We start from the raw sequence: 19,861 nt of genomic DNA, 5'->3' as shown, positions 1-19,861 counted from the left end.
GAGCTGAGATCCCCGCCTCGGGTCCGTCCCGGGGAATGCCTGCGATGAACCGGGGGATGCCTGCGATGAAAGGGCGGGAGCCGGCCGGTGAGGGCGGGAACGCCCGGGTTTCGATCGCGGGGAAGAAGTCAACGGCTCCTCCTCAGACGGGGGTCGATCACGAGGTAGGCGAGGTCGACGATCGTGCTGACCGTCACGTAGACCAGGGCCGACAGCAGCACGATCGCCATGACCACGGGCATGTCCTTGCCGGTCACCGCCGTGACGGTGACCTGGCCCAGCCCGGGACGGCCGAACACGGCCTCGACGATGATCGCGCCACCGAGCAGGAGGCCGGTGAACCAGCCGGTGAAGGTGACGGCGGGGAGCAGGGCGTGCCGCAGGGCGTGCCGGGTGACGAGTTTCCACTCGGTGATCCCGCGCGAGCGCGCGGTCACCGCGAACGGCTCCTCCAGCGCCCGTTCCAGGCCCTCGCGCAGCACCTGGCCGAGCACCCCGGCGATCTGCAGTCCCAGCGCCGTGGCGGGCAGGATCAGCGAGGCGAGGCCCTGGTCCCCGGAGACCGGGAACCAGCCGAGGGTGAAGGAGAAGACGGCGAGCAGCAGGATCCCGATCATGAACGGCGGCACCGAGACGGCCACCAGCTCCGACAGGCCGGCCAGGCCGTTGAACCAGGACCGGCGGCCCGCGGTGGTCAGCGCGAGCACCAGGGCCAGCGCCACCCCGAGGACCGCCGCGGTGAGCGCGAGCCGTACGGTCGGCCCGATCTGCGAGGACAGGACCTCGCCGACGCCGCGCTGCAGGATGTAGGAGTGGCCGAGGTCGCCGTGGAGCAGCCGGACCAGGTAGTCGCCGTACTGCCGCAGGGCCGAGCGGTCCAGTCCCCATTCGGCGATGATCTGCGCCCGCCGTTCGGGGGTGTCGAGGCCGTCGCCGATGAGGACGTCGACGGTGTCGCCGGGGACGAGCAGCAACGAGACGTAGGCCGCGGTGGCGGCGGCCCAGAGCACGGCCACGCCGGCTCCGAGCCGCCGGGCCACCGGGCCGAGCCACCCGGCGGCGGCCAGCCCCCGCCGCCGGGTGAGTGTGAGGGTGCTCATGTCCCTATCCGGATGTCATAAGCACTGTTGGGGGTGCCGGAGACCGGCTCGAAGGTGACGCCGGTCACGGAGGCGCTGTAGGCGATCTGGTCGGCGGGCACATACAGCGGCAGGAGCAGGGCCTCGTCGCTGACGAGCTTTTGCACCTTGGCGTAGAGCTCCTTGCGCCTGGCCGCATCGGAGCCGGCCGACGCCTCGGCGAGCAGCTCGTCCAGCTCGGCGCTCTCGAAGTGGGTCCGGTTGATCGCGGCGCCCTTGGGGAGGATCAGGTTGAGCGCGGCTCCGGCGTCGGTGTCGCCGCGCGAGTTCTCGAAGATCTCGTACGCGTTGTCGTCGTAGGCCTTCTGCGCGCTGCCCTGGTCGACCAGCTTGACCTGGAAGTCGATGCCGGCGCTCTGCTTGACCGCCGCCTGGATCGCCTGGGCGAGGATCTCCCGGCGGTCCCGGACGAACGGGGCGGAGTTCACCGCCCGCACGGTCAGCCGCTTGCCGTCCTTGACGCGGTAGCCCTCGGCGTCGCGCTTGTCCCAGCCCGCCTCGTCGAGCAGCTTGTCGGCCCGCTGGGAATCGTTGCCGAAGGTGTTCTCCAGCGAGGAGTCGTAGACCTGCGCGCTGCCCTGGCCGACGACGCTCCAGGCCCGCTTCGCCGTACCCTGGTAGACCGAGTTGAGGACCGCGTCCACGTCGACGGCGTCCCGGAAGGCCTCACGCACCCGTTTGTCGTCGAACGGCGCGTGGGAGACGTTGAAGTAGTAGGAGAACGCGCTGCCGGAGTTGAGGCTGGTCTCCAGCTTCAACCGAGGGTCGCTCTTGATCAGGCCGATCTCCGTGGCGGGCACGCCCTCGATCACCTGGACCTGGCCCGAGGTGAGCGCGCCGACCCGGACCGCCGCCTCGGGCAGGAAACGGTAGGTCACTTCGGAAAGCCGTGCGGGCCCCTGGTGGGCCGAGCCGGCAGGCGGCCAGTTGTAGTTCGGGTTGCGCCTGTAGTGGACCTCCTGGCCCGGTGCGAACCGGTCGAGGATGAAAGGCCCGGTGCCGACCACGTCCACCCCACCGGCTTTGAGGTCCTTGGCGTTCTTCAGCGACTTCGGGGAGACCTGGCCGGCGTACGGCGAGGCCAGGAAGTCCAGGAACAGACCGTCCGGGGCCTTCAGTTTGATCTTGAGGGTGTGCGGGCCGGCCACCTCGGCGCCGTCGAAGTCGCGGAGCTGGATGGCGGCCACCGCCGGGTTGTAGCCCGGCGAGAGGAGCTGGTCGAAGTTCGCCTTCACCGACGCGGCGTCGAACTTCTCTCCGTCGTGGAAGGTGACGTCGTCACGGAGCTGGAGGGTGTAGGTGAGGCCGTCCTTGGAGACCTCCCAGGATTCGGCGAGCCACGGCAGGAACTCGCCGTCCTTCCCTCTGGCGATCAACGAGTCGAACTGGTTGTGCACCAGCAGGCGGGCCTTGTTCTGTCCCCACTGCTGGGGGTTGAACGTGATGGGCTGTGTCTCCACCGCCCACACCAGTGATCCTCCGCCTCCGCCGCCGGCCGCGGCTGTCGGAGCCTCCGTCTCGGCCCCGCACGCCGCCAGCGCCAGCACTCCGGCCAACGTCAGAGCGCCCCATCTCAACTTCACTTTCTTCTCCTTAACGGCTTCGAATTAACGGCTTCGAACGGCTCGGGCGACATAGGGCGCGGTCAGGCGACGTTTCTGATCTGGGTGGTGACGGTTTCGGACAGCACGATCCGGGCGAGCGCGTCGGCGTGCCGGAACAGCGGGGCGTTGAGACCGGGCCGGGCGAATCCGCCGGTGGCCCGGCCGCCGACCACCCACGGGCCGAAGGCGAATCTGCGGGGGTGGGGGGTGTCGGACCGATCGAGCAGGCGGCGGTCGGCCGGCCGTACCTTCAGCAGCCCGGAGTCCTCGTCGGCCTCGCCCCGGTCCCGGAGCGCGGAGATCAGCGGATCGGTGGCCCTGCTCACGCTGGGCGCGGGCAGGCGAGCCTCGATCAGGGTCGTGGCCGCCACCCCGCCGGGGACGGTGGGGCTGTGCGCCCACCACCGCCGGTCGCGGTGTTCCACCTTCAGGTCCGCGCCGAGGAAGGTGACCACGCCCGCCTTGCCGAGGGCCCGAAGCTCCTCCAGCCGGGGACCGGGCGGGCCGCTGGCGATGTAGTTGAAGAAGCCGTGGAACCAGGGATCGGAGACGCCCGCCTCGGCGAGGACGCCGTAGACGGACAGCAGCCCGAGGATCATGGCGTGGTCGGCGCTGTGCGCCGGATCGGACCGCCGCTCCAGGCCCGCCCCCAGGTAGCCCTGCATCCACCTGCGCAGCCCCGCCGAGTCACCGAATCGCATCCGGTCCAGCGGCCGGTCCAGCCGGTCGAAGTCCAGCCGGTCCAGATGCCGGGGCACGGCCTTGCGGATCAGCACCCGCATCCCGGGGCTGCGCCACTCTTCGGCCGCGAACGCCTCCTCGAACTCCGCCCAGCTCACCCGGGATCGCTTCGGGTGGGCGGTGATCAGCTCGTGGTAGTAGGCGAACGCCAGTTCCTTGGCGACCAGCGGCCACACGTCCCTGCGGAAGTTCCACGGCCCTTCGCCCAGTGCCCGCGCGGTGAGGAAGCGCGGCACCGGCGGGCGAACGCCCCGGAAGGGGTATCCGGTCTTCGAGCGGTACGGCACGCCGCGGCGCGAGCCCACCTGGAGCAGCGGCTCACGCCCGCTGGGCAGGTAGACGAGCTCCCCGTCGTACTCGCGGACGAATCGGCCGCCCCGGCCCGAGGTGAACAGCACCATCAGATCGATGAAAGCCAGCCCCATGCCGCGCACGATCACCGCTTCCCCACCGGGCACCCGGTCCAGGTCGAGGTCGGCCGTGTAGCCGGTGGGAAGATAGCGCAGCCCGCTGCCGGCGGCCGTCCTCGCGAGCGCCTGCTCCTGTCCGGTCGGGGTCACGTCGCCGTGTCCCTGGGCGAGGATCACCGCGTCCACCTCGATCGTCCGGCCGTCCTCCAGCGTCACGACCTGCCCGCCGGGAACGTCGGCGAGGTCCAGCGCACGGGTCGCGTGGACGTGCACCCGGACGCCGCGCGGGGCGGTGTCCACCGTGTGGTGGAAGACGTGGGACAGGTAGGCGCTCTGCACCGGCCGCGAGGCGAACCTGCCGGGGTCACCGCCGAGCCACTCGGCCAGCGACGGCCCGGGACGGATCGGGCCCTGGCACCGTACCGACTCGTCGGTGAACAGCGTCACGTCGGCGGCGGTGGAGTTCATCCAGAGCAGGTCGGGCTGCTCGCTGCGCCAGACCCGCCCGCCGCCCGGCGGGTAGGGGTCGATCACGTGGATGTCCAGCGACGGCCAGTGGAGCAGGTCGGCCGCGTTGGCGCAGATCCGCTCCACCAGGCAGGTGCCGGTCGGCCCGGCACCGATGACGGCGATGGAGGCGCTCATACCGCTGCTCTGCGGTGGGGCTCGTCCCAGTCGGCGTGCAGCGGCTCGACCGGGATCCGCCAGGGGTCGGTCTCCGTGGAGGCCGGGGCGGAGATCGCGGCGAAGTCGGTGTTCTCGCGGAAGGCGGGGTGCTGGTAGAGGTCCCTGGCGTAGCCCCACAGGTTCGGGAAGGCGGTCAGCGGGCGCTCGCTGATCCTGGCGGCCGGATTGTCGCTCACGTCGAAGCGCAGCAGCGTCGGCCAGAGCCGCACGTCCGCCTCGGTGATCCCCGAGCCGAACAGGAACCTGCGGTCCGCGAGGCGGGCGTCGAGCTCCTCCAGGAAGGAGATCACGGCCTGCCGGGCCTCGTGGTAGTCCGCCTCGGTGCCGGCCGACGCCACACGGCCCGCCGCCGTGTTGACGTACTCGTAGATCCTGGCGTTGAGCGCGTCGATCTCCGGCCGGAGCTCCTCGGGGTAGAGGTCGGTCTCCGGGTCGCCGCCGAACCGGGTGGCCAGGTCGATGGTGATGTCGGGGAAGTCGTTGCTGACGATCCGCCCGGTCGTCCTGTCCCACAGCGTCGGCACCGAGACGTGCCCGTCGAACCCCGGCTCCGTCGCCTCGTAGGCCTCGCGGAGCGTGGCGAACCCGTTCACCGGGTCGGCCCCGCGCCGCTCGCGGAACGCCCAGCCGCGCCCGTCACGCTCGTCGTCCACGTAGGACAGCGAGATCACGTCCTGCAGCCCCTTGAGCGAGCGCACGATCGCCGCCCGCTGGGCGTAGGGACAGACCGCCGCGACGTAGAGGTGGTAACGCCCGGCTTGGGCCGGGAAATCACCGGCGCCGTCGGCGGTGATCCGTCCCTGGAAGGGGTAGCGGGGGCCGGGCCGGCCACCCGGCTGGTAGCGGCCGTAGGCGTCGAGGTCGACGGGGCCGGCGTAGTTCAGTGTGATCTCGGACATGTGCTGCTCCCAGGCATGCCTCGGTGACCCGGTGAGGGGTCCGCGCTTGCGGCACGCCCACCGTGCCGCCGGGTCTTCCCCGGGGGCACCCCGCCGCGGTGCGAGGGTTGCCGGTCAGTCAGCCGGGGCTTTGCACTAACACTCTTAACCTAGTTAGAAGGTAGGAAATACATAGATCTATGTCAAGCCTTATTGTCGAGGGATGTCACAAGAGATCGTGAATGTGGTCTATCGCAAGTACGACGGCTCACTGCACTGGCATCACCCGGCCCTGCTGCTCGGCGAGGACGAGCACGGGGTCTGGACCGGCTGTGTCGCCGGCTCCAGCGGCAGCAAGGGCGACAACCCCCCGGTCACCTGGCCTAACGCGTTCGTGATGCTCTTCCCCCGCGACGGGTGGTGGACGGCCTCCTTCAACGCCCAGCCGCACAAGGTCGAGATCTACTGCGACATCTCGACCGTGCCCGAGTGGCGCGACGGCGAGGTGACCATGGTCGATCTCGACCTCGACGTGCTCCGCATGCGCGACGGCCGGATCATCCTGGACGACGAGGACGAGTTCGAGGAGCACCAGATCCGATACGCCTATCCCCCCGACGTCATCGCCACGGCCCGCAGCACGGCCGCCCGGCTCATGGAGGCCGTCACCGCCGGCACCGCCCCCTTCACCACCGCCCCCCACTGGCTCTCCCGGGTGACCTGACCCTCCGGCGAGGAGCCTCCGGCAGGGGAACGGGAGGGGTGTCCGGCGATCCCCGGAGCGTACGGCTCGCCGCTCGGCGCCCTACAGGGGCGGGAATCCGGGGACGCGGCGCTCGACGAAGCTGGCCACCCCCTCGGCGAAGTCGGGGCGGCGGAAGGACTCGGTCATCAGGCGGACGGCGGCCGACTCCGACGACTCCAGGGTCTGGCTCCAGTCGCCCCACACCTGCCGCTTGATCACGGCCATCGACGCCGGCGAGCTGTGCGTCGCCAGCTCGCGGGCGTAGGCCAGGGTCTCCTCCATCAGGCTCTCGCCGGGCACCGACCGGTTGACCAGGCCGAGCTCGTAGGCCTGCGCCCCGGTGAACGTGCGGCCGGACAGCAGCAGGTCCATGGCCCTGGCCTGGCCGATGAGCCTGGGCAGGATCCACGACAGGCCGTACTCGGCGATCAGGCCACGGCGGGCGAAGGCCGTCGTCCACTTCGCCTCGGCCGCGGTGAAGACCATGTCGCAGACCAGGGCGTGGACCATGCCGAGCCCGGCGCAGGCTCCGTTGACGGCCGCGATGACCGGCTTGCCGATCGTGACGGGGAAGGTGGTGGGGCGCTTGTCCGGCTCCCCCTCGTAGGAGCCGTCCTGGATGGCGTTGAGGGTCTGGAAGTCCGCGCCGGCGCAGAACCCCTTCCCCGCCCCGGTCACGACGATCACCCGGACCTCCGGGTCCCGCTCGGCCTGCGCCAGCTGGTCGAAGTAGCGCCGCCCCATCGCGTCCGTCCAGGCGTTGAGCCGCTCCGGCCGGTTGAACGTCAGCGTCAGCACACCCTGGTCGATCGACGGCAGTACCAGATCCAACATCTCGCGCCCTCCTTGTCCGCCCCCCCATACCGAACCATGTTCTACATCTGGCCGCAACGCGCCGGGCCCCGGTCGCCCCGGTTCGCGCGTGCTCCTCGGGCCGGGGCCCGGATCGGCCGGGCGTGGTTCGATCGGTGACGCGGACCGTCAGCGTGATTCGATCGGTGACGCGGACCGTCAGCGTGATTCGATCGGTGACGCGGACCGTCAGCGTGATTCGATCGGTGACGCGGACCGTCAGCGTGGTTCGATCGGTGACGCGGACCGTCAGCGTGGTTCGATCGGTGACGCGGACCGTCAGGCGGTGAAGAACTCCGTCAGCGCCGGGGCGATGGCCGCCGGATCCACATTGTGCGGCTGCCCCGCCAGGGTGAGGCGCCGGGCACCGGGCACCGAGGCGGCGACCGCCTGCGCGGTGGCGCTCAGCCACGGCGTCGTCGCCCCCTCGACCACCAGCGTGGGCACCGCCACCGAGGCCAGCCGCTCGACCGGCAGCGAGAAGTCCCCGAGGATGGCGGCGTCGTAGACCAGCGTGTGCGCTATCGCCTCCATCGTTCCCCAGAACGGCAGGTCGCGCATCGGGGCGACGAACTCGGCGGGCATGCCCACCGCGGCGGTGAAGAACAGCTCCAGCATCTCCCCCCGGCGCCCCTCGGCCAGCAGCGCCACCAGCCGGTCACGGTAGTCGGCCGGCACCGCCGGGCGGCTGCCCTCAAGGATGTAGGGCGTCTCCCACACCACCAGCCGGGTGATGGCCAGCCCGCGCGCGGCCGCCTCCAAACCGATGATGCCTCCTCCGGAGGTGCCGAACACCATCGCCGACCCACCGGCCTCGGCGATCAGCGCCGCGAGGTCCTCATACTCGCGATCGACCGAGTAGGAGGCGCTGTCACCGCTGTCACCACGGCCGCGGCGGTCGTAGTTGAACACGGTGAAACACGGGGACAGCAGCTCGGCCAGCGGCGTGTTCACCGAGCGGTCGGTCGGGCCGCCGCCGATCAGGATCAGTGCCGGCCCCTGTCCCGAGCGGTCGAACGCGATGGCGGTGCCGTCCTTGGAGATGACCTTGTCCATGATGGGTTCCCTTCGAAGATCTGTGGTCCCGCCCGGCGGCGGGCTCGTTTCTGCCCTCTGCCTGTGCGTCGATCGGTGGACGACCGGATCGACATGCCGGGCGAACTTTTCTCCAGATCTTTTTTCGGCCGCCCTACGGCCGGAAAGCCGCCACCGCGCGCCCGCGCCGTACGGCGGCGCGACTCCGGGCGCGCCGCACCGCCGGACGGGGCACCGCGGGCGCGGCCCCGCCCCCTCCCCTCCGGGTCACCAGCCCGTCACGGACGCGTGCCCGAGTCCGCGCTCCAGCGCGTCGGGGTGATGGGCGAAGTTCGGCTTCAGCTCCGCCTCGTCGTAGTAACGGTGGAAGACCGGCGTGGCGGAGCCCGAGATCGGCGGAACGATCCAGCTCCAGTCCGCCGGGCAGACCCGGCCGGCCTTCTCCTCGCGCGCCACGTGCGTCAGGAAGCGCCGGGACTCGGTGTGGTGGTCGGTTATCGTCACCCCGGCCTGGTCGAAGGAGTGCAGAACCGCCACGTTCAGCTCCACCATGGCGTGGTCGCGCCAGAGCGAGCGGTCGGTGGTGGTGTCCAGGCCGAGGAGATGGGCGATGATCGGCATCAGGTCGTAGCGGTCGATGTCGGCGAAGTTGCGCGCGCCGATCTCGGTGCCCATGTACCACCCATTGAACGGCGCCGCCCCGTAGTGGATCCCGCCGATCTCCAGGCACATGTTGGAGATCGCCGGTACGGCGTGCCAGCGCAGCCCGAGGCTGGCGAACCACCGGTAGGACGGGTGGGTGAGCTCCACCTCCAGCACGGCGTCATCGGGCAACGTGAACATCCGCGGCGACCCGTCGGCCGCCGAGACGAGCAGCGGCAGCACGTCGAAGTGCGTACCGGAACCGCCGGGCCAGCCGAGCTTGCGCACCATCGTGGTGAAGTCCACATACCGGGGGTCACCGATGACGGTCCCGTCGTCCATCGCGTATCCGGCGTACCGGATCAACTGCTCGTTCCAGATCCTCGGTCCCGGCCTACCCGGCCGGTCGGGGGCGAACACCGTGATCGTCGGCCGAACCTTGCGGGCGGGCGCCGCCTCCCTCAGGTGGCCCACGCACTCTGCGGCCACGCCCTCGGCCGTGGTCACCCAGCGCCGGTCACGCACCTGCAACGAGTGCCAGTAAAGCCGCCCGATGCACCTGGCGTTGTTGCGCCAAGCCACCCTGGCGCCGAAAGTGAGCTCTTCGGGAGTGTGCGTGTAGGTGCCCGTGGTGTAGATCTCCATCTGCACCTGACGCAGGCGGGGTTCCAGCGGCCCCGCGGCCGGATTCTCCGCGTGGAACAACCTCAGGAAGTCCTCGGCCGCCGCGACGTCGATCTCTTGCACGACCGGAACGAACTCCTTCGCCTTCAAGAACATGGACGCCAGTCGCCGAACCCCATGGATCAGACCCGGTGCACGACGCCGCGACCTCTGCCAGATCAGCACAGAACAACCACCCATGCGTGGCTCACGGGCACGGACGGCCGTTCCGGGCGGCGCGGTGCCCTGTGTGCAGCGGCCCTTGTCCCACTGCGATCGCTGTGTTCCGCGGCAACCGCGCCATCCTCGCTGACAGGTGAGCATAGCGATACATGACGCAGCGTCTGTCATCTTCTATGACTGAAGATGATTTGTCCTCCGAATCAGGACAACACAACGACGAAGGCCTCTGGAGCCAAGCTCCAGAGGCCTTCGAATTATGCTCCCGCGATAGGACTCGAACCTATAACCTGCCGGTTAACAGCCGGCTGCTCTGCCGATTGAGCTACACGGGATCGTGCTTCGCGCTGCTGGGGGTCGGGATGTTTTCCCCGCTCCTTGCGGCGCAGGAATAGATTAGCGCACTCCGGGAGTGTGTGTCGCATCGATACACCGGGGTAGGTCCGACAACAACCACGATCTGTGGGTAGGGGGCCTGGCGAAGCACGGCTGTGGAGGTGGAGATGCGTTATCGGTTGATGTTCGGGGTGGGTCTCGCGGTGGGCTACATCCTGGGAAGCCGCGCCGGGCGGGAGCGTTACGAGGAGATCAAGCGGTTGGCCCAGCGGGTGTCCGACAGCCCCGCGGTGCAGGAGGCCGCCGGTCTGGTCGGCGCACGGGTCTCCAAGGTCACCGACGTGGCCAAGACGAAGGTGACGCACGCGGCCAAGAACCGGCTGCCGTTCCTGCATTCGGAGAACGGCCGGCAGGACGGCAAGCATGACGAGACGGGCACGGGCTGGCCGGAGGACGACAAGGCGGCCTCCTCACAGCCCTCCTCGCGGACCTTCCCCGATCACTGAGCGGCGGACCGGCGAAAGGCCCCCTGAGGGGCCTTTCGCATGTCCGGGATCAGACACCGACGGCCTTTCGCGTGTCTTCGTATGTCCGGGATCCGATGCCGACTGTCCGGGATCAGATGCCGACGGCCTTTCGCGTGTCCGCGCGTGTCTTGGATCAGACGCCGAAACTCCGGCGTGTCTCCTCAAGCGCCTGCTCGGCCAGCGCCCGCAGGCCGGGGTCGTCGGGATCCATGCCGGAGTCGAAGACGAACTCCCAGATCATCCGGTCGTCGTCGGTCCTCCTGGCCACCAGCCGGACTCCTCCGCGCGCGTCCAGCGGGGCGTACTGGCTCACCACGATCGAGGCGGTCACCCGCTCCCGCACGGCCTCGGGGATCCGTCCCGGCTCGGGCAGCAGCGCCCGGTGGACCTCCCCCGCCGTGGTGACGACGGTCAGCCCCTGCTCGTCCCACACCCCGCGATCCACCTGAAACCAGGGCAGCCTGGCGTCGCCCAGGTAGAGCGCCCGGTCCGTGGCGATCACATAGCCGTCCGGCCCTCCGGCGTAGGTGAGCACCCGGTCGGTCGGTGCGACGGCGGCGCGAACCTCGGCGGGCATGCGGTTGAAGAGCTTCATGCGTCCACGTTATCCGCGAGCAGATCGAGGGTGAGCGCGGCCGACCAGGAGAAGTCCCGGCTGCCTCGACCGCTGCCGTCGAAAGGGTCGAAACACTCGCGGAAGCCCGCCTGCCGGACCAGCCGCAGGGTGCCCGCGCCGAGCATCCTCACCGGCTCGCTCAGGCCGTGTACGGCCAGCGCCCGTCGCAGCAGCCAGTTGGTGTTCACCCAGGACGGCCCCCGCCAGTAGCGGGACCGGTCGAACTGCGGCGCGCGGATCTCACAACTGGGCACCGGATAGCCCGCGGCACCCATGAACCGAGGCGACTGCAGCACCCCCACCAGCTTCTCCACCCGGTCGGCGGGCAGCCCGGGATCGAGCAGCGGCCCGAAGCACCCGACCGTGCAGACGGGACTGAGCCGCCCGCTGCGCAGATCACGGGCGCGGAAGACCCCGTCGGCCCAGAGCCGCTCCAGCAGTCCCTTGCGGATCCGCTCGGCGGCCTCCCAGTGCCGGGCGGGGTCGGCGCCCGCCAGCGGGGCCAGTTCGGCGAGCGCCTGGCAGGAGGCCAGCCAGATCCCGTTGAACATCGGGTCCTCGATCGCGAACGGATGATCGTCGCGCAGGTAGGTCCCGTCGTAGCCGGAGTCACGGTAACGGCCGGCCAGCCAGATGTAGCGGTCCTGGTGGTTGTCGGGGTGGTCGTCGGGCGACTCATGGCGCCGGTACGCGTAGTGGACCGGGGGCAGCGCCCCCAGCGGGGCGTCCCACACGGGACTGTCGTCCATCCCCGACTCCCACGGGTGCACGATCGCCGCCAGCCCTCCCCCGCCCAGGTCCCTGGTCGTGGCGAGGTAGTCGTGCTGGGCCGCCAGCATGGGATACAGGCGGCGGACGAGGGCGGCGGCCTCGTCGCGGTCCGTCGCGTGCCGCCACACCCACCAGACGGCCAGGGCCTGCAACGGCGGCTGGGTCAGCCCGGAGGTGAGGACGCCGTTGGGCGACGCCGGATTGTCACGCGAACGCCAGACGGAGGGCCCTGGGAAGTAGGCCTCGGCGTGGGCGGGATGGAAGACGATGTGCGGCACCATGCCGGTGCGCCACTGCCCGGCCAGCAGGCTGAGCAACTCGGCCCCGGCCCGGCGGGTGTCCCAGCGGGCCAGGCCGATCGCGACGAAGGTGGAGTCCCAGTTCCACTGGTGGGGGTAGAGGCCGGGTGCGGGCACGGTGGCGGAACCCGTCCAGTTCGCGTCGAGCACGGACCATGCCTCGCGCCCGAGCGCGGCGTCGTCTACGGCCGACCGCGCCTCCATTCGCCCAGTCTGCGCTTGTATCGACTGGGAGAATAGGGGTTATCCACCTTCATGTTCCATTGAGACACCGCACGATGCGCGAGAACACCACGGAGGCGACGCCGCTCCGTCAGGACGGGTCCGTCAGGTCAGCAGCGCCTCGCCCCAGAACGAGCCCGGCTTCACCCCGCCCGGGCAGGCGAAGATGGCCGAGCCGACGTGCTGGATGTATTCGTTGAGCGCGTCCTTGGCCGCCAGGGCCCGCTGGACCGGGATGAAGCCCTTCTCCGGGTCGCGCTGGTAGGCCAGGAAGAACAGGCCCGCGTCCAACCGTCCGAGGCCGTCGCTGCCGTCGGTGAAGGAGTAGCCGCGGCGCAGGATCGTCACCCCGTTCAGGGCGGTGGGGTTGGCCAGCCGTACGTGGGCGTCGATCGGCATCTTGTCCAGGACCACCGGATCGTGCTCGCGCGCGCCTCCGTAAGGGGCGCCCTCTCGCTTGGTGCGGCCGAAGATGTCCTCCTGCTCCTTCAGCGAGGTCCGGTCCCAGGTCTCGATGTGCATCCGGATTCGCCGGGCCACCAGGTAGGAGCCGCCGTGCATCCAGGCCGGCCCCTCTTCGCCCACCCAGACGTGCTCGTCCAGCTTCTTGGGGTCGGTGCCGGCGATGTTGTTGGTGCCGTCCTTGAAGCCCATCAGGTTGCGCGGGGTCTGCGCGTCGGGCGTCGTCGAGGACGTCTTGCCGAAGCCGAGCTGGGACCACCGGATCGACGCCGTGCCGAAGCCGATCCGCACCAGGTTCCGTACGGCGTGCACCGCGACCTGGGGGTCGTCGGCACACGCCTGGACGCAGATGTCGCCGCCGCTACGGGCCGGATCGAGGTTGTCCCCCCGGAAGTGCGGCAGTTCCTTGAGCCGGTCCGGCCGGGGCAGCTTCAGCTTGTCGAAGAAGGAGGGGCCGAAGCCCACCGTCAGCGTGAGCCGTGAGGCGGGCAGGCCGACGGCCTCGCCGGTGTCGTCGGTGTCGTCGGGCGGAGCCAGCTCCGCACCGGTCGCCCCGCTACCGACCTCCTGCCCCGCGGTCATCCGCGCGGCCGCGTCCGTCCAGTCCTTCAGCATCGCCACGACGCTCTGCCGGGAGTCGGTGTTCAGGTCGAAGGCGGCGAAGTGCAGCCGGTCCTGGACCGGGGTGGCGATGCCCGCCTGGTTGGGGCCGTGGAACGGTATCGACCCGCCGGCGGCCTCGACCCGGACGGAATCCGGCTGCGTCTGCCGTACCAGACCGGTGCCCACGACCGCGGCGGCTCCGGCGCCCACGGCGAGGCCCGCTCCGGTGAGAAGCCTGCGACGGCTGAGATCAGGCATGTCTTCCCTCCAGAGAGGATCAGTTCGCGGCGATCGCGGCGAGAGCGCGCGTCGGTTCGACGGGGGCGTGGACGACGTCGGTGACATCGGCGAACCGGTCACGGGGAGCGGCGCAACGGAGGGCGGGGGGCATGAAGGCTCCTGGCTGGTAGTTAGGCGTCCCTAACTTAGCTTCCCCTTACCTTATACCGCCAATCCGGGTGCCTTCCGAGCCGATGGGGCAGGCGCCGCCACCGGCCTCCGAACCGGACATCCCGGGAGGGGCAAGCGTCGCCACCGGCCTCCAAGCCGGACATCCCGGGAAACGGCGAAGGCCCCCGGGATGCGAACCAGGGGGCCTTCGCCGTACGGACTCTCAGTCGAGATAGTCGCGGAGCATCTGCGCTCTGGTCGGGTGGCGGAGTTTGGCCAGGGTCTTGGACTCGATCTGCCGGATGCGCTCGCGCGTCACGCCGAACTCCCGGCCGACCTCCTCCAGCGTCCGGGGGTGGCCGTCGGCGAGGCCGAAGCGCAGCTGGATGATGCGCTGCTCACGGTCGGACAGCGTGGCGAGGATGTCGTCGAGCTGGTCCTGCAACATGATGAAGGCCGCGGCCTCCATCGGCACGACCGCGTCGGCGTCCTCGATGAAGTCGCCGAGATCGGAGTCCTCCTCGCCGATCGGCGACTGCAGCGAGACGGGCTCCTGGGCGATGCGCTGGATCTCGATCACCCGGTCGATCGGGAGGTCCATCTCCAGTGCGATCTCCTCGGGCGCCGGCTCGCGGCCGAGATCCTGGTGGAGCTGGCGCTGCACCCGGACCAGCTTGTTGATCGTCTCGACCATGTGCACCGGAATGCGAATGGTGCGCGCCTGGTCGGCGATGGCCCGCGTGATCGCCTGGCGAATCCACCATGTGGCATACGTGGAGAACTTGTATCCCTTGGTGTAGTCGAATTTCTCGACCGCCCGGATGAGCCCGAGGTTGCCCTCCTGGATCAGATCCAGGAACAGCATCCCGCGTCCCACATATCTTTTGGCGATCGAGACGACGAGTCGCAGATTGGCCTCGATCAGCCGCTGCTTGGCCCGCGTCCCCTGCCAGACCAGTTCCTTGAACTCGGGGAACGCCAGCCGCGAGACGACGCTTGTCAGCTTGTCCTCGGCGAACAGCCCCGCCTCGATGGACTTGGCGAGCTCCACCTCCTCCTCGGCCGTCAGCAGGGGCACCCGCCCGATCTCCCGCAGGTAGATGCGGACCAGATCGCTGGTCGGCGCCCGTTTACCGACGTCCTCCTCCTCGGAGCGGGTGGGCTCCTCATCGCCTTGGGGCTCGAGAACCTCCACTCCGTGCTCGGCGAGCATGCGCACGACGCGTTCGAGCGCGTCGGACGGCAGCTCGGATTTATCGAGAGCGGCGGCCACGTCATCGACCGTGACGCTTCCGCGCTCTCTTCCTTTCGCAACGAGGTCGGCCACCTGGTCTACCGATGGCGGCCCACTTGGCAGCACCGATGCACCCACGGGACACAGTCTGCTGTATTGGGTCCCCTAAATGGCAGACCTATTTTTGTCACCGAAGGTAAGGCTCGGATCATTATCGAACCGAGACCTTATTGGGGTTTGGTCGAATCAACGCATGGAAATTAAAGCCAATTACGCGATCAACTTCCGGCGGCGCGTTCCTTCAGCACTCGCCGCTGCTGCTCCAGCGCGACCAGCTCGCCGAACAGCCGGTTGTACTCCTGCTGCTCCTCGACCGGGTTGGTCCGCTGCATGCGCGACTTCAGCTGCTCGATCGAGCGGGCCACCGAGATGAGTTCGAGCGCGGCCAGCATGGCCGAGGCGTAGCGCTCCTCGCCGGCCACGTCCGCGCGCAGCTCCTCCACCGCGAACCGGGTGACCACTCCGCGCAACGCGTCGGCCACCCCGTCCAGCAGCCGGTCCACCCACTCGCGCCCGCCGTGCCCGGCCGCGGCCGTGCCCCCGGTCTCCATGACGAGCCGGTAGAGGGCGGCGTGCTCGGGCAGAGTGAACGCCTCCGGGCCGATCGCGTCGAAGCCGGGCCCCAGCAGCGCGGGGCGCTGCACGGCCAGCTTCAGCACCTCGGCCTCGGTCCGCACGCCGGGGTCGGTGAGGTCGGCGACCTTCCGCGGCCCCGCGGGCCGCTGGGGGCGCGTCTGGGCCGTGGCGGAGATCTCGGCGATCCGGTCCATGACGAACCGCTCGTTGTTGAAGCCCAGCCACCGGTCGAGGTCCACGCCGTACAGCTGGCGCAGAGCCCGGTCCTTGATCCCGGCCACGATCGGCGCGGCGGCGTCCAGCGCGGACAGCCGGCCCTCGTTGGTGCTCACGTCGTAGCGGGAGATGACGCTGCGGATGGCGAAGGCGAACAGCGGCTCCCGGCTGGCGATCAGATCCCGCACGGCGGCCTCGCCCTGCTTGATGCGCAGGTCGCAGGGGTCGAATCCGTCGGGCTGCACGGCCACGAAGGTCTGGGTGACGAACTTCTGCTCGTCGGCGAACGCCCGCAGTGCCGCCTTCTGCCCCGCCGCGTCGCCATCGAAGGTGAAGATCACCTCACCGTGGGAGCCCGACTGGTCCAGCAGCAGCCGCCGCAGCACCTTGATGTGCTCCTCGCCGAACGCGGTGCCGCAGGTGGCCACCGCCGTCGGCACGCCCGACAGGTGACAGGCCATCACGTCGGTGTAACCCTCGACGATCACCGCCTGGGACCGCTTGGAGATCTCCCGCTTGGCGAGGTCGACGCCGTAGAGGACCTCGCTCTTCTTGTAGAGCGGACTTTCGGGGGTGTTGAGGTATTTCGGACCGTCTTCGGCATCGTTCAGCTTCCGTGCGCCGAATCCGATCACATCGCCGGTGATGTCGCGGATGGGCCAGACCAGCCGTCCCCGGAACCGGTCGATCGGGCCCCGGCGCCCCTCCTTGGCCAGGCCACCCTTGATCAGCTCCGCGCTGGTGAACCCCCGGGCCATCAGGTGGCGCGAGAGCGCCTCCCACTCGGCGGGGGCGTATCCCACCCCGAAGTGCTCGGCGTCGACCCGCTCGAACCCGCGCTCCGACAGGAAGCGGCGCCCGATCGCGGCCTCAGGCGCGGACAGCTTGGCGGCGTAGAACTCCGCCGCCGCCCGGTGCGCCTCGATCAGCCGGCTCCGCTCGCCCTGCTCCCGGCCGGGCACGTAGCCACCCTGCTCGTAGCGGAGCTGGATGCCGGCCCGGTTCGCCAGCCGTTCCACGGCCTCGCCGAACGACAGGTGCTCCAGCCGCCGGACGAAGGTGATGACGTCACCGCCCTCGGCACAGCCGAAGCAGTACCAGTATCCGCGGGTGGGGGTGACGTTGAAGGAGGGACTCTTCTCGTCGTGGAAGGGGCACAGTCCCTTCAGGTTTCCGCCGCCCGCGTTGCGGAGCTGGATGTGCTCACCCACGATGTCCGCGATCGGTGAGCGCTCTCGCACGAGCGCGATGTCCTCGTCACTGATCCGGCCTGCCACGCCGCGAGTCTAGTGGGACCCTCCGACAGCTCGGACGGCTCGGAGCCGGACGGCGGAGGCGACTTTTCCGAACGGGTCGTGACCAATCGGAAGGTCGGTTACAAAGGTAAAGGCTGATTCTCGATAAGTTACGCGGGTGGAGATCATGCGATCGGGGCATATAGCACGATTGGCCGCCGTCACCGGGGCGGTGCTCGTCACGGGGGCGTGCGCGTCGCCGGGCGGTGTGGCCGGCATCAGCACCCTGCCTCCGGCACCTTCGGCCGAGGCGGTCGCCGCGGCGCCGGGCGCGGTGACCGCGACGATTCCGACGCCGACGCCGGCCACCGCCGGGGCGAAGGTGACGGTGCAGCGGCCCGAGGCCGACGACCCGGTGCAGGTGCCGCCGCCGAAGCTGTCGGAGTACACCTACGCCTTTCCCGTGAAGGGCTGCAGGGTGACCTACGAGAGCAGGTTGCTGGTCCTGCCCAAGACCACGATCTGGTCGGGCAAGGGATGCTCGTTCGTCTCGCCCGTGAACGGCGTGGTCGACGAGGTCAACACCAAGAACCAGTGGAAGCCCTCCACCGACCGGGGTGCCGACCGCGAGGGCCGGTTCGTCACGGTCGTCGGAGACGACGGCGTACGCTACCTCGGCGGCCACCTGGAACGGGTCAGCCCGGGGATCAAACCCGGGACGCGGGTCGGCGCGGGCCAGGTCCTGGGCCAGATCGGCAACTCGGGCAACGCCCGATCCACCGCCAGCAACCTCTACTTCGCGATCTCCTGGAAGACCGCTCCCTCGCTCTGGTGGGTACGGCGGGGCATGGTCAGGCCGTGGAGCTATCTGGACGCCTGGCTGAACGGCAACCGCACGCTCTCGCCCAGAGACGAGATGCGGGCCGTGATGAACCAGACCGGGGCCGCACCCAAGTGCGTGACCCTGTGCAAGTCCAAGCCGAGCCCCAAGCCCAAGCCCACCGAGAAGCCTCCGCAGCCGGACGAGGAGCACATCACCGTGGGTGGTTAGGGCGCGTCCCGTGGATCTTCAATGGTGGTTCGGTACAGATCAGCACGATGGATGATCGCCTGAATCGCCATGGTTCATCCAAGGACGGGTGGCAGCGGCTCTCGCCGCTGCCGTCCGTCCACCCGCGCCAGGGCGGCCGGTGGGCCGGCCGTCGGCTGGTGATCAACGGGGTCTTCTCCCGGACCTGGACGGGCCGTCCCTGACGGGACCTGCCGGAGATGTACGGCAGACCGCGAAGGCCTGGGACACTGCCTAGTGCGGGACGTGGTGAGCGTCCTCCACGCTGCCGAGCATGTGCTCCCGTCCCCATGCGCCGAGCGACGCCAGCGCCCCGTTGAGCGAGACGCCGAGCGAAGTCAGCGAGTACTCGACGCGGGACGGCACCTCGTCGTACACCTCGCGGTGCACGATGCCGTCCGCCTCCAGCTCCCGCAGATGGGAGGCGAGCACCTTCTCGGTCACCCCGGGCAACAGCCTGCGCAGCTCGCCGAAGCGGCACGCCCGTTCGTTGAGCGCCCAGAGGATCAACACCTTCCACTTGCCGCCGATCACGTCCATCGCCGCGTCGATTCCGCAGACGTACGCCCCCGGTCTCCGCGCGGTCGCCATGACCCACCCCTCCCGCCTGCTCACTCACCCCGGGGTAACCACCCACTTCAAAGTGCGTAATTGATCATTCCGGGGTCTGCGGCAAGTCTAGTCGGCATGAATGACAACACCTTTGAGAAGTCTCGGCTCACTCTCCTCGGGCTCGGCGCCATGGGTACCGTGCTCGCCCGTGCGTGGCTCGCCGCCGGGCATCCGTTGACCGTTTGGAACCGCACCTCCAGGCGGGCCGAGCCGCTCGCCGCCGAGGGCGCGACGGTCGCCGAAACGACCGCCGAGGCGGTGGCTGCGAGCGGTCTCGTGGTGGTCTGCCTGCTCGACGACGCCTCGGTCGGCGAGGCCCTGGCCGATGCCGACCTGACGGGCAAGGACCTGGTCAACCTCACCACCAGCACCCCCGCCCAGGCTCGCGCCCGCGCCGAGTGGGCCGAAGAGCGCGGCGCCCGCTTCCTGGACGGTGGGATCATGGCGGTCCCGCCGATGATCGGCGCGCCGGGATCCGGAGGCTACGTCTTCTACAGCGGATCCCGCGCCCTCTTCGATGCCCACCACGGCGCGTTGGCCGTACCGGCCGGCACCGTGTATGTCGGTGAGGATCCCGGCTTCGCCGCCCTCCACGACGTGGCGCTGCTGAGCGCGATGACCGGGATGTTCGCCGGGGTCTCGCACGCCTTCGCGCTGATCCGCAAGGAGGACGTCGTGCCGAAGGACTTCGCCCCTTTGCTCGTCGACTGGCTCACCGCCATGGCCCCCTACGCGTACGGGATCGCCGACCACCTGGAGAGCGGCGACTACACCAAGGGCGTGGTCTCCAACCTCGCCATGATGGTCGAGGGCAACTCGACGCTGCTGCGCACGGCCGAGGAGCAGGGGGTCAGCGCCGAGCTGCTGACTCCGTTCATGGCCCTGATGGAGCGCCGCCTCGCTGACGGCCACGGCGATGAGGGCACCACGGGCGTGATCGACCTGCTCACTCGCTGAGGTGTGCACCGTGGGTCTTCACCTCCCCGCGACAGGGAGATCCACAGGACACGCGCCAGTGCCTTCGTTCCTCGAAGCACTGTGCGCCGCCTCCCGGGCC

The 19,861-nt window shown here is 69.7% G+C and carries 17 protein-coding genes, 1 tRNA gene and 1 riboswitch; of the genes, 4 read left to right on the top strand and 14 right to left on the bottom strand.

Annotated features, from left to right (window positions below):
• Positions 1 to 128: 128 nt before the first annotated feature.
• The 4 genes from ACQPYK_RS12665 to ACQPYK_RS12650 form a co-directional block, all read right to left on the bottom strand.
• Positions 129 to 1,100, bottom strand: coding sequence for an ABC transporter permease (locus tag ACQPYK_RS12665; RefSeq protein WP_433254413.1), 972 nt, complete (start codon positions 1,098 to 1,100; stop codon positions 129 to 131).
• Positions 1,097 to 2,722, bottom strand: a complete 1,626-nt coding sequence (locus ACQPYK_RS12660) for an ABC transporter substrate-binding protein (protein ID WP_433254411.1) — start codon at positions 2,720 to 2,722, stop codon at positions 1,097 to 1,099. The genes ACQPYK_RS12665 and ACQPYK_RS12660 overlap by 4 nt, the downstream gene beginning before the upstream one ends.
• 62 nt (positions 2,723 to 2,784) lie before the next feature.
• Complete coding sequence (locus ACQPYK_RS12655) at positions 2,785 to 4,539, bottom strand: FAD/NAD(P)-binding protein (protein ID WP_433254409.1); 1,755 nt, start codon at positions 4,537 to 4,539, stop codon at positions 2,785 to 2,787.
• Entirely contained in the window at positions 4,536 to 5,480 is a 945-nt protein-coding gene (locus ACQPYK_RS12650; RefSeq protein WP_433254407.1) for a glutathione S-transferase C-terminal domain-containing protein, read from the bottom strand. The genes ACQPYK_RS12655 and ACQPYK_RS12650 overlap by 4 nt, the downstream gene beginning before the upstream one ends.
• Before the next feature lie 37 nt (positions 5,481 to 5,517).
• Positions 5,518 to 5,630, bottom strand: a riboswitch (SAM riboswitch).
• A gap of 52 nt (positions 5,631 to 5,682) precedes the next feature.
• Between ACQPYK_RS12650 and ACQPYK_RS12645 the strand changes: the two genes are divergently transcribed.
• A complete protein-coding gene (locus tag ACQPYK_RS12645) occupies positions 5,683 to 6,183 on the top strand; it encodes a DUF402 domain-containing protein (protein ID WP_433254405.1) in 501 nt (166 codons plus the stop codon).
• A gap of 81 nt (positions 6,184 to 6,264) precedes the next feature.
• Here the strand turns inward: ACQPYK_RS12645 and ACQPYK_RS12640 are convergent, their stop codons facing one another.
• The 4 genes from ACQPYK_RS12640 to ACQPYK_RS12625 all read right to left on the bottom strand — a co-directional run bounded on the left by ACQPYK_RS12640 (position 6,265) and on the right by ACQPYK_RS12625 (position 9,911).
• Positions 6,265 to 7,038: an enoyl-CoA hydratase-related protein gene (locus ACQPYK_RS12640; protein ID WP_433254403.1), complete on the bottom strand. Its 774-nt coding sequence runs from the start codon at positions 7,036 to 7,038 to the stop codon at positions 6,265 to 6,267.
• A gap of 297 nt (positions 7,039 to 7,335) precedes the next feature.
• Complete coding sequence (locus ACQPYK_RS12635; protein ID WP_433254401.1) at positions 7,336 to 8,112, bottom strand: alpha/beta fold hydrolase; 777 nt, start codon at positions 8,110 to 8,112, stop codon at positions 7,336 to 7,338.
• 246 nt (positions 8,113 to 8,358) lie between these two features.
• Positions 8,359 to 9,480, bottom strand: a complete 1,122-nt coding sequence (locus ACQPYK_RS12630; protein ID WP_433254399.1) for a nitric oxide synthase oxygenase — start codon at positions 9,478 to 9,480, stop codon at positions 8,359 to 8,361.
• A 358-nt stretch (positions 9,481 to 9,838) separates the two neighbouring features.
• Positions 9,839 to 9,911: transfer RNA gene (locus ACQPYK_RS12625), tRNA-Asn, on the bottom strand.
• A 168-nt stretch (positions 9,912 to 10,079) separates the two neighbouring features.
• Here ACQPYK_RS12625 and ACQPYK_RS12620 point away from each other — a divergent pair.
• Positions 10,080 to 10,418: a YtxH domain-containing protein gene (locus ACQPYK_RS12620; RefSeq protein ID WP_433254397.1), complete on the top strand. Its 339-nt coding sequence runs from the start codon at positions 10,080 to 10,082 to the stop codon at positions 10,416 to 10,418.
• A gap of 154 nt (positions 10,419 to 10,572) precedes the next feature.
• On the opposite strand, the gene ACQPYK_RS12615 is transcribed toward ACQPYK_RS12620, so the two are convergent.
• From ACQPYK_RS12615 to dnaG, 5 genes are all read right to left on the bottom strand, one after another.
• Positions 10,573 to 11,034: a hypothetical protein gene (locus tag ACQPYK_RS12615; protein ID WP_433254395.1), complete on the bottom strand. Its 462-nt coding sequence runs from the start codon at positions 11,032 to 11,034 to the stop codon at positions 10,573 to 10,575.
• Positions 11,031 to 12,329, bottom strand: a complete 1,299-nt coding sequence (locus ACQPYK_RS12610; RefSeq protein ID WP_433254393.1) for an MGH1-like glycoside hydrolase domain-containing protein — start codon at positions 12,327 to 12,329, stop codon at positions 11,031 to 11,033. Before ACQPYK_RS12610 ends, ACQPYK_RS12615 begins: the two co-directional genes overlap by 4 nt.
• 123 nt (positions 12,330 to 12,452) lie before the next feature.
• A complete protein-coding gene (efeB, locus tag ACQPYK_RS12605) occupies positions 12,453 to 13,670 on the bottom strand; it encodes an iron uptake transporter deferrochelatase/peroxidase subunit (protein WP_433254391.1) in 1,218 nt (405 codons plus the stop codon).
• 355 nt (positions 13,671 to 14,025) lie between these two features.
• On the bottom strand, positions 14,026 to 15,129 hold the full coding sequence (gene rpoD, locus ACQPYK_RS12600; RefSeq protein WP_433254389.1) for an RNA polymerase sigma factor RpoD: 1,104 nt from the start codon (positions 15,127 to 15,129) through the stop codon (positions 14,026 to 14,028).
• 185 nt (positions 15,130 to 15,314) lie between these two features.
• Entirely contained in the window at positions 15,315 to 17,165 is a 1,851-nt protein-coding gene (gene dnaG / locus ACQPYK_RS12595) for a DNA primase (protein WP_433254387.1), read from the bottom strand.
• A 145-nt stretch (positions 17,166 to 17,310) separates the two neighbouring features.
• Here dnaG and ACQPYK_RS12590 point away from each other — a divergent pair, with 145 nt between their 5' ends.
• Positions 17,311 to 18,174 carry a M23 family metallopeptidase gene (locus ACQPYK_RS12590; RefSeq protein ID WP_433254385.1) on the top strand — a complete coding sequence of 288 codons (864 nt, stop codon included), beginning with the start codon at positions 17,311 to 17,313 and terminating at the stop codon, positions 18,172 to 18,174.
• Between the two features lie 252 nt (positions 18,175 to 18,426).
• On the opposite strand, the gene ACQPYK_RS12585 is transcribed toward ACQPYK_RS12590, so the two are convergent.
• Positions 18,427 to 18,783 (bottom strand): winged helix-turn-helix transcriptional regulator, encoded by a 357-nt coding sequence (locus tag ACQPYK_RS12585; RefSeq protein ID WP_433254383.1) that lies wholly within the window; start codon positions 18,781 to 18,783, stop codon positions 18,427 to 18,429.
• Between the two features lie 96 nt (positions 18,784 to 18,879).
• Between ACQPYK_RS12585 and ACQPYK_RS12580 the strand changes: the two genes are divergently transcribed.
• Positions 18,880 to 19,761 carry an NAD(P)-dependent oxidoreductase gene (locus ACQPYK_RS12580; RefSeq protein ID WP_433254381.1) on the top strand — a complete coding sequence of 294 codons (882 nt, stop codon included), beginning with the start codon at positions 18,880 to 18,882 and terminating at the stop codon, positions 19,759 to 19,761.
• Positions 19,762 to 19,861: the final 100 nt, after the last annotated feature.

It is taken from the genome of Streptosporangium sp. CA-135522, assembly GCF_050949235.1.
Classification (GTDB): Bacteria; Actinomycetota; Actinomycetes; order Streptosporangiales; family Streptosporangiaceae; genus Streptosporangium.
Note: the sequence above shows the minus strand (reverse complement) of the source record. Positions and strands in the feature narration are given on the sequence as shown.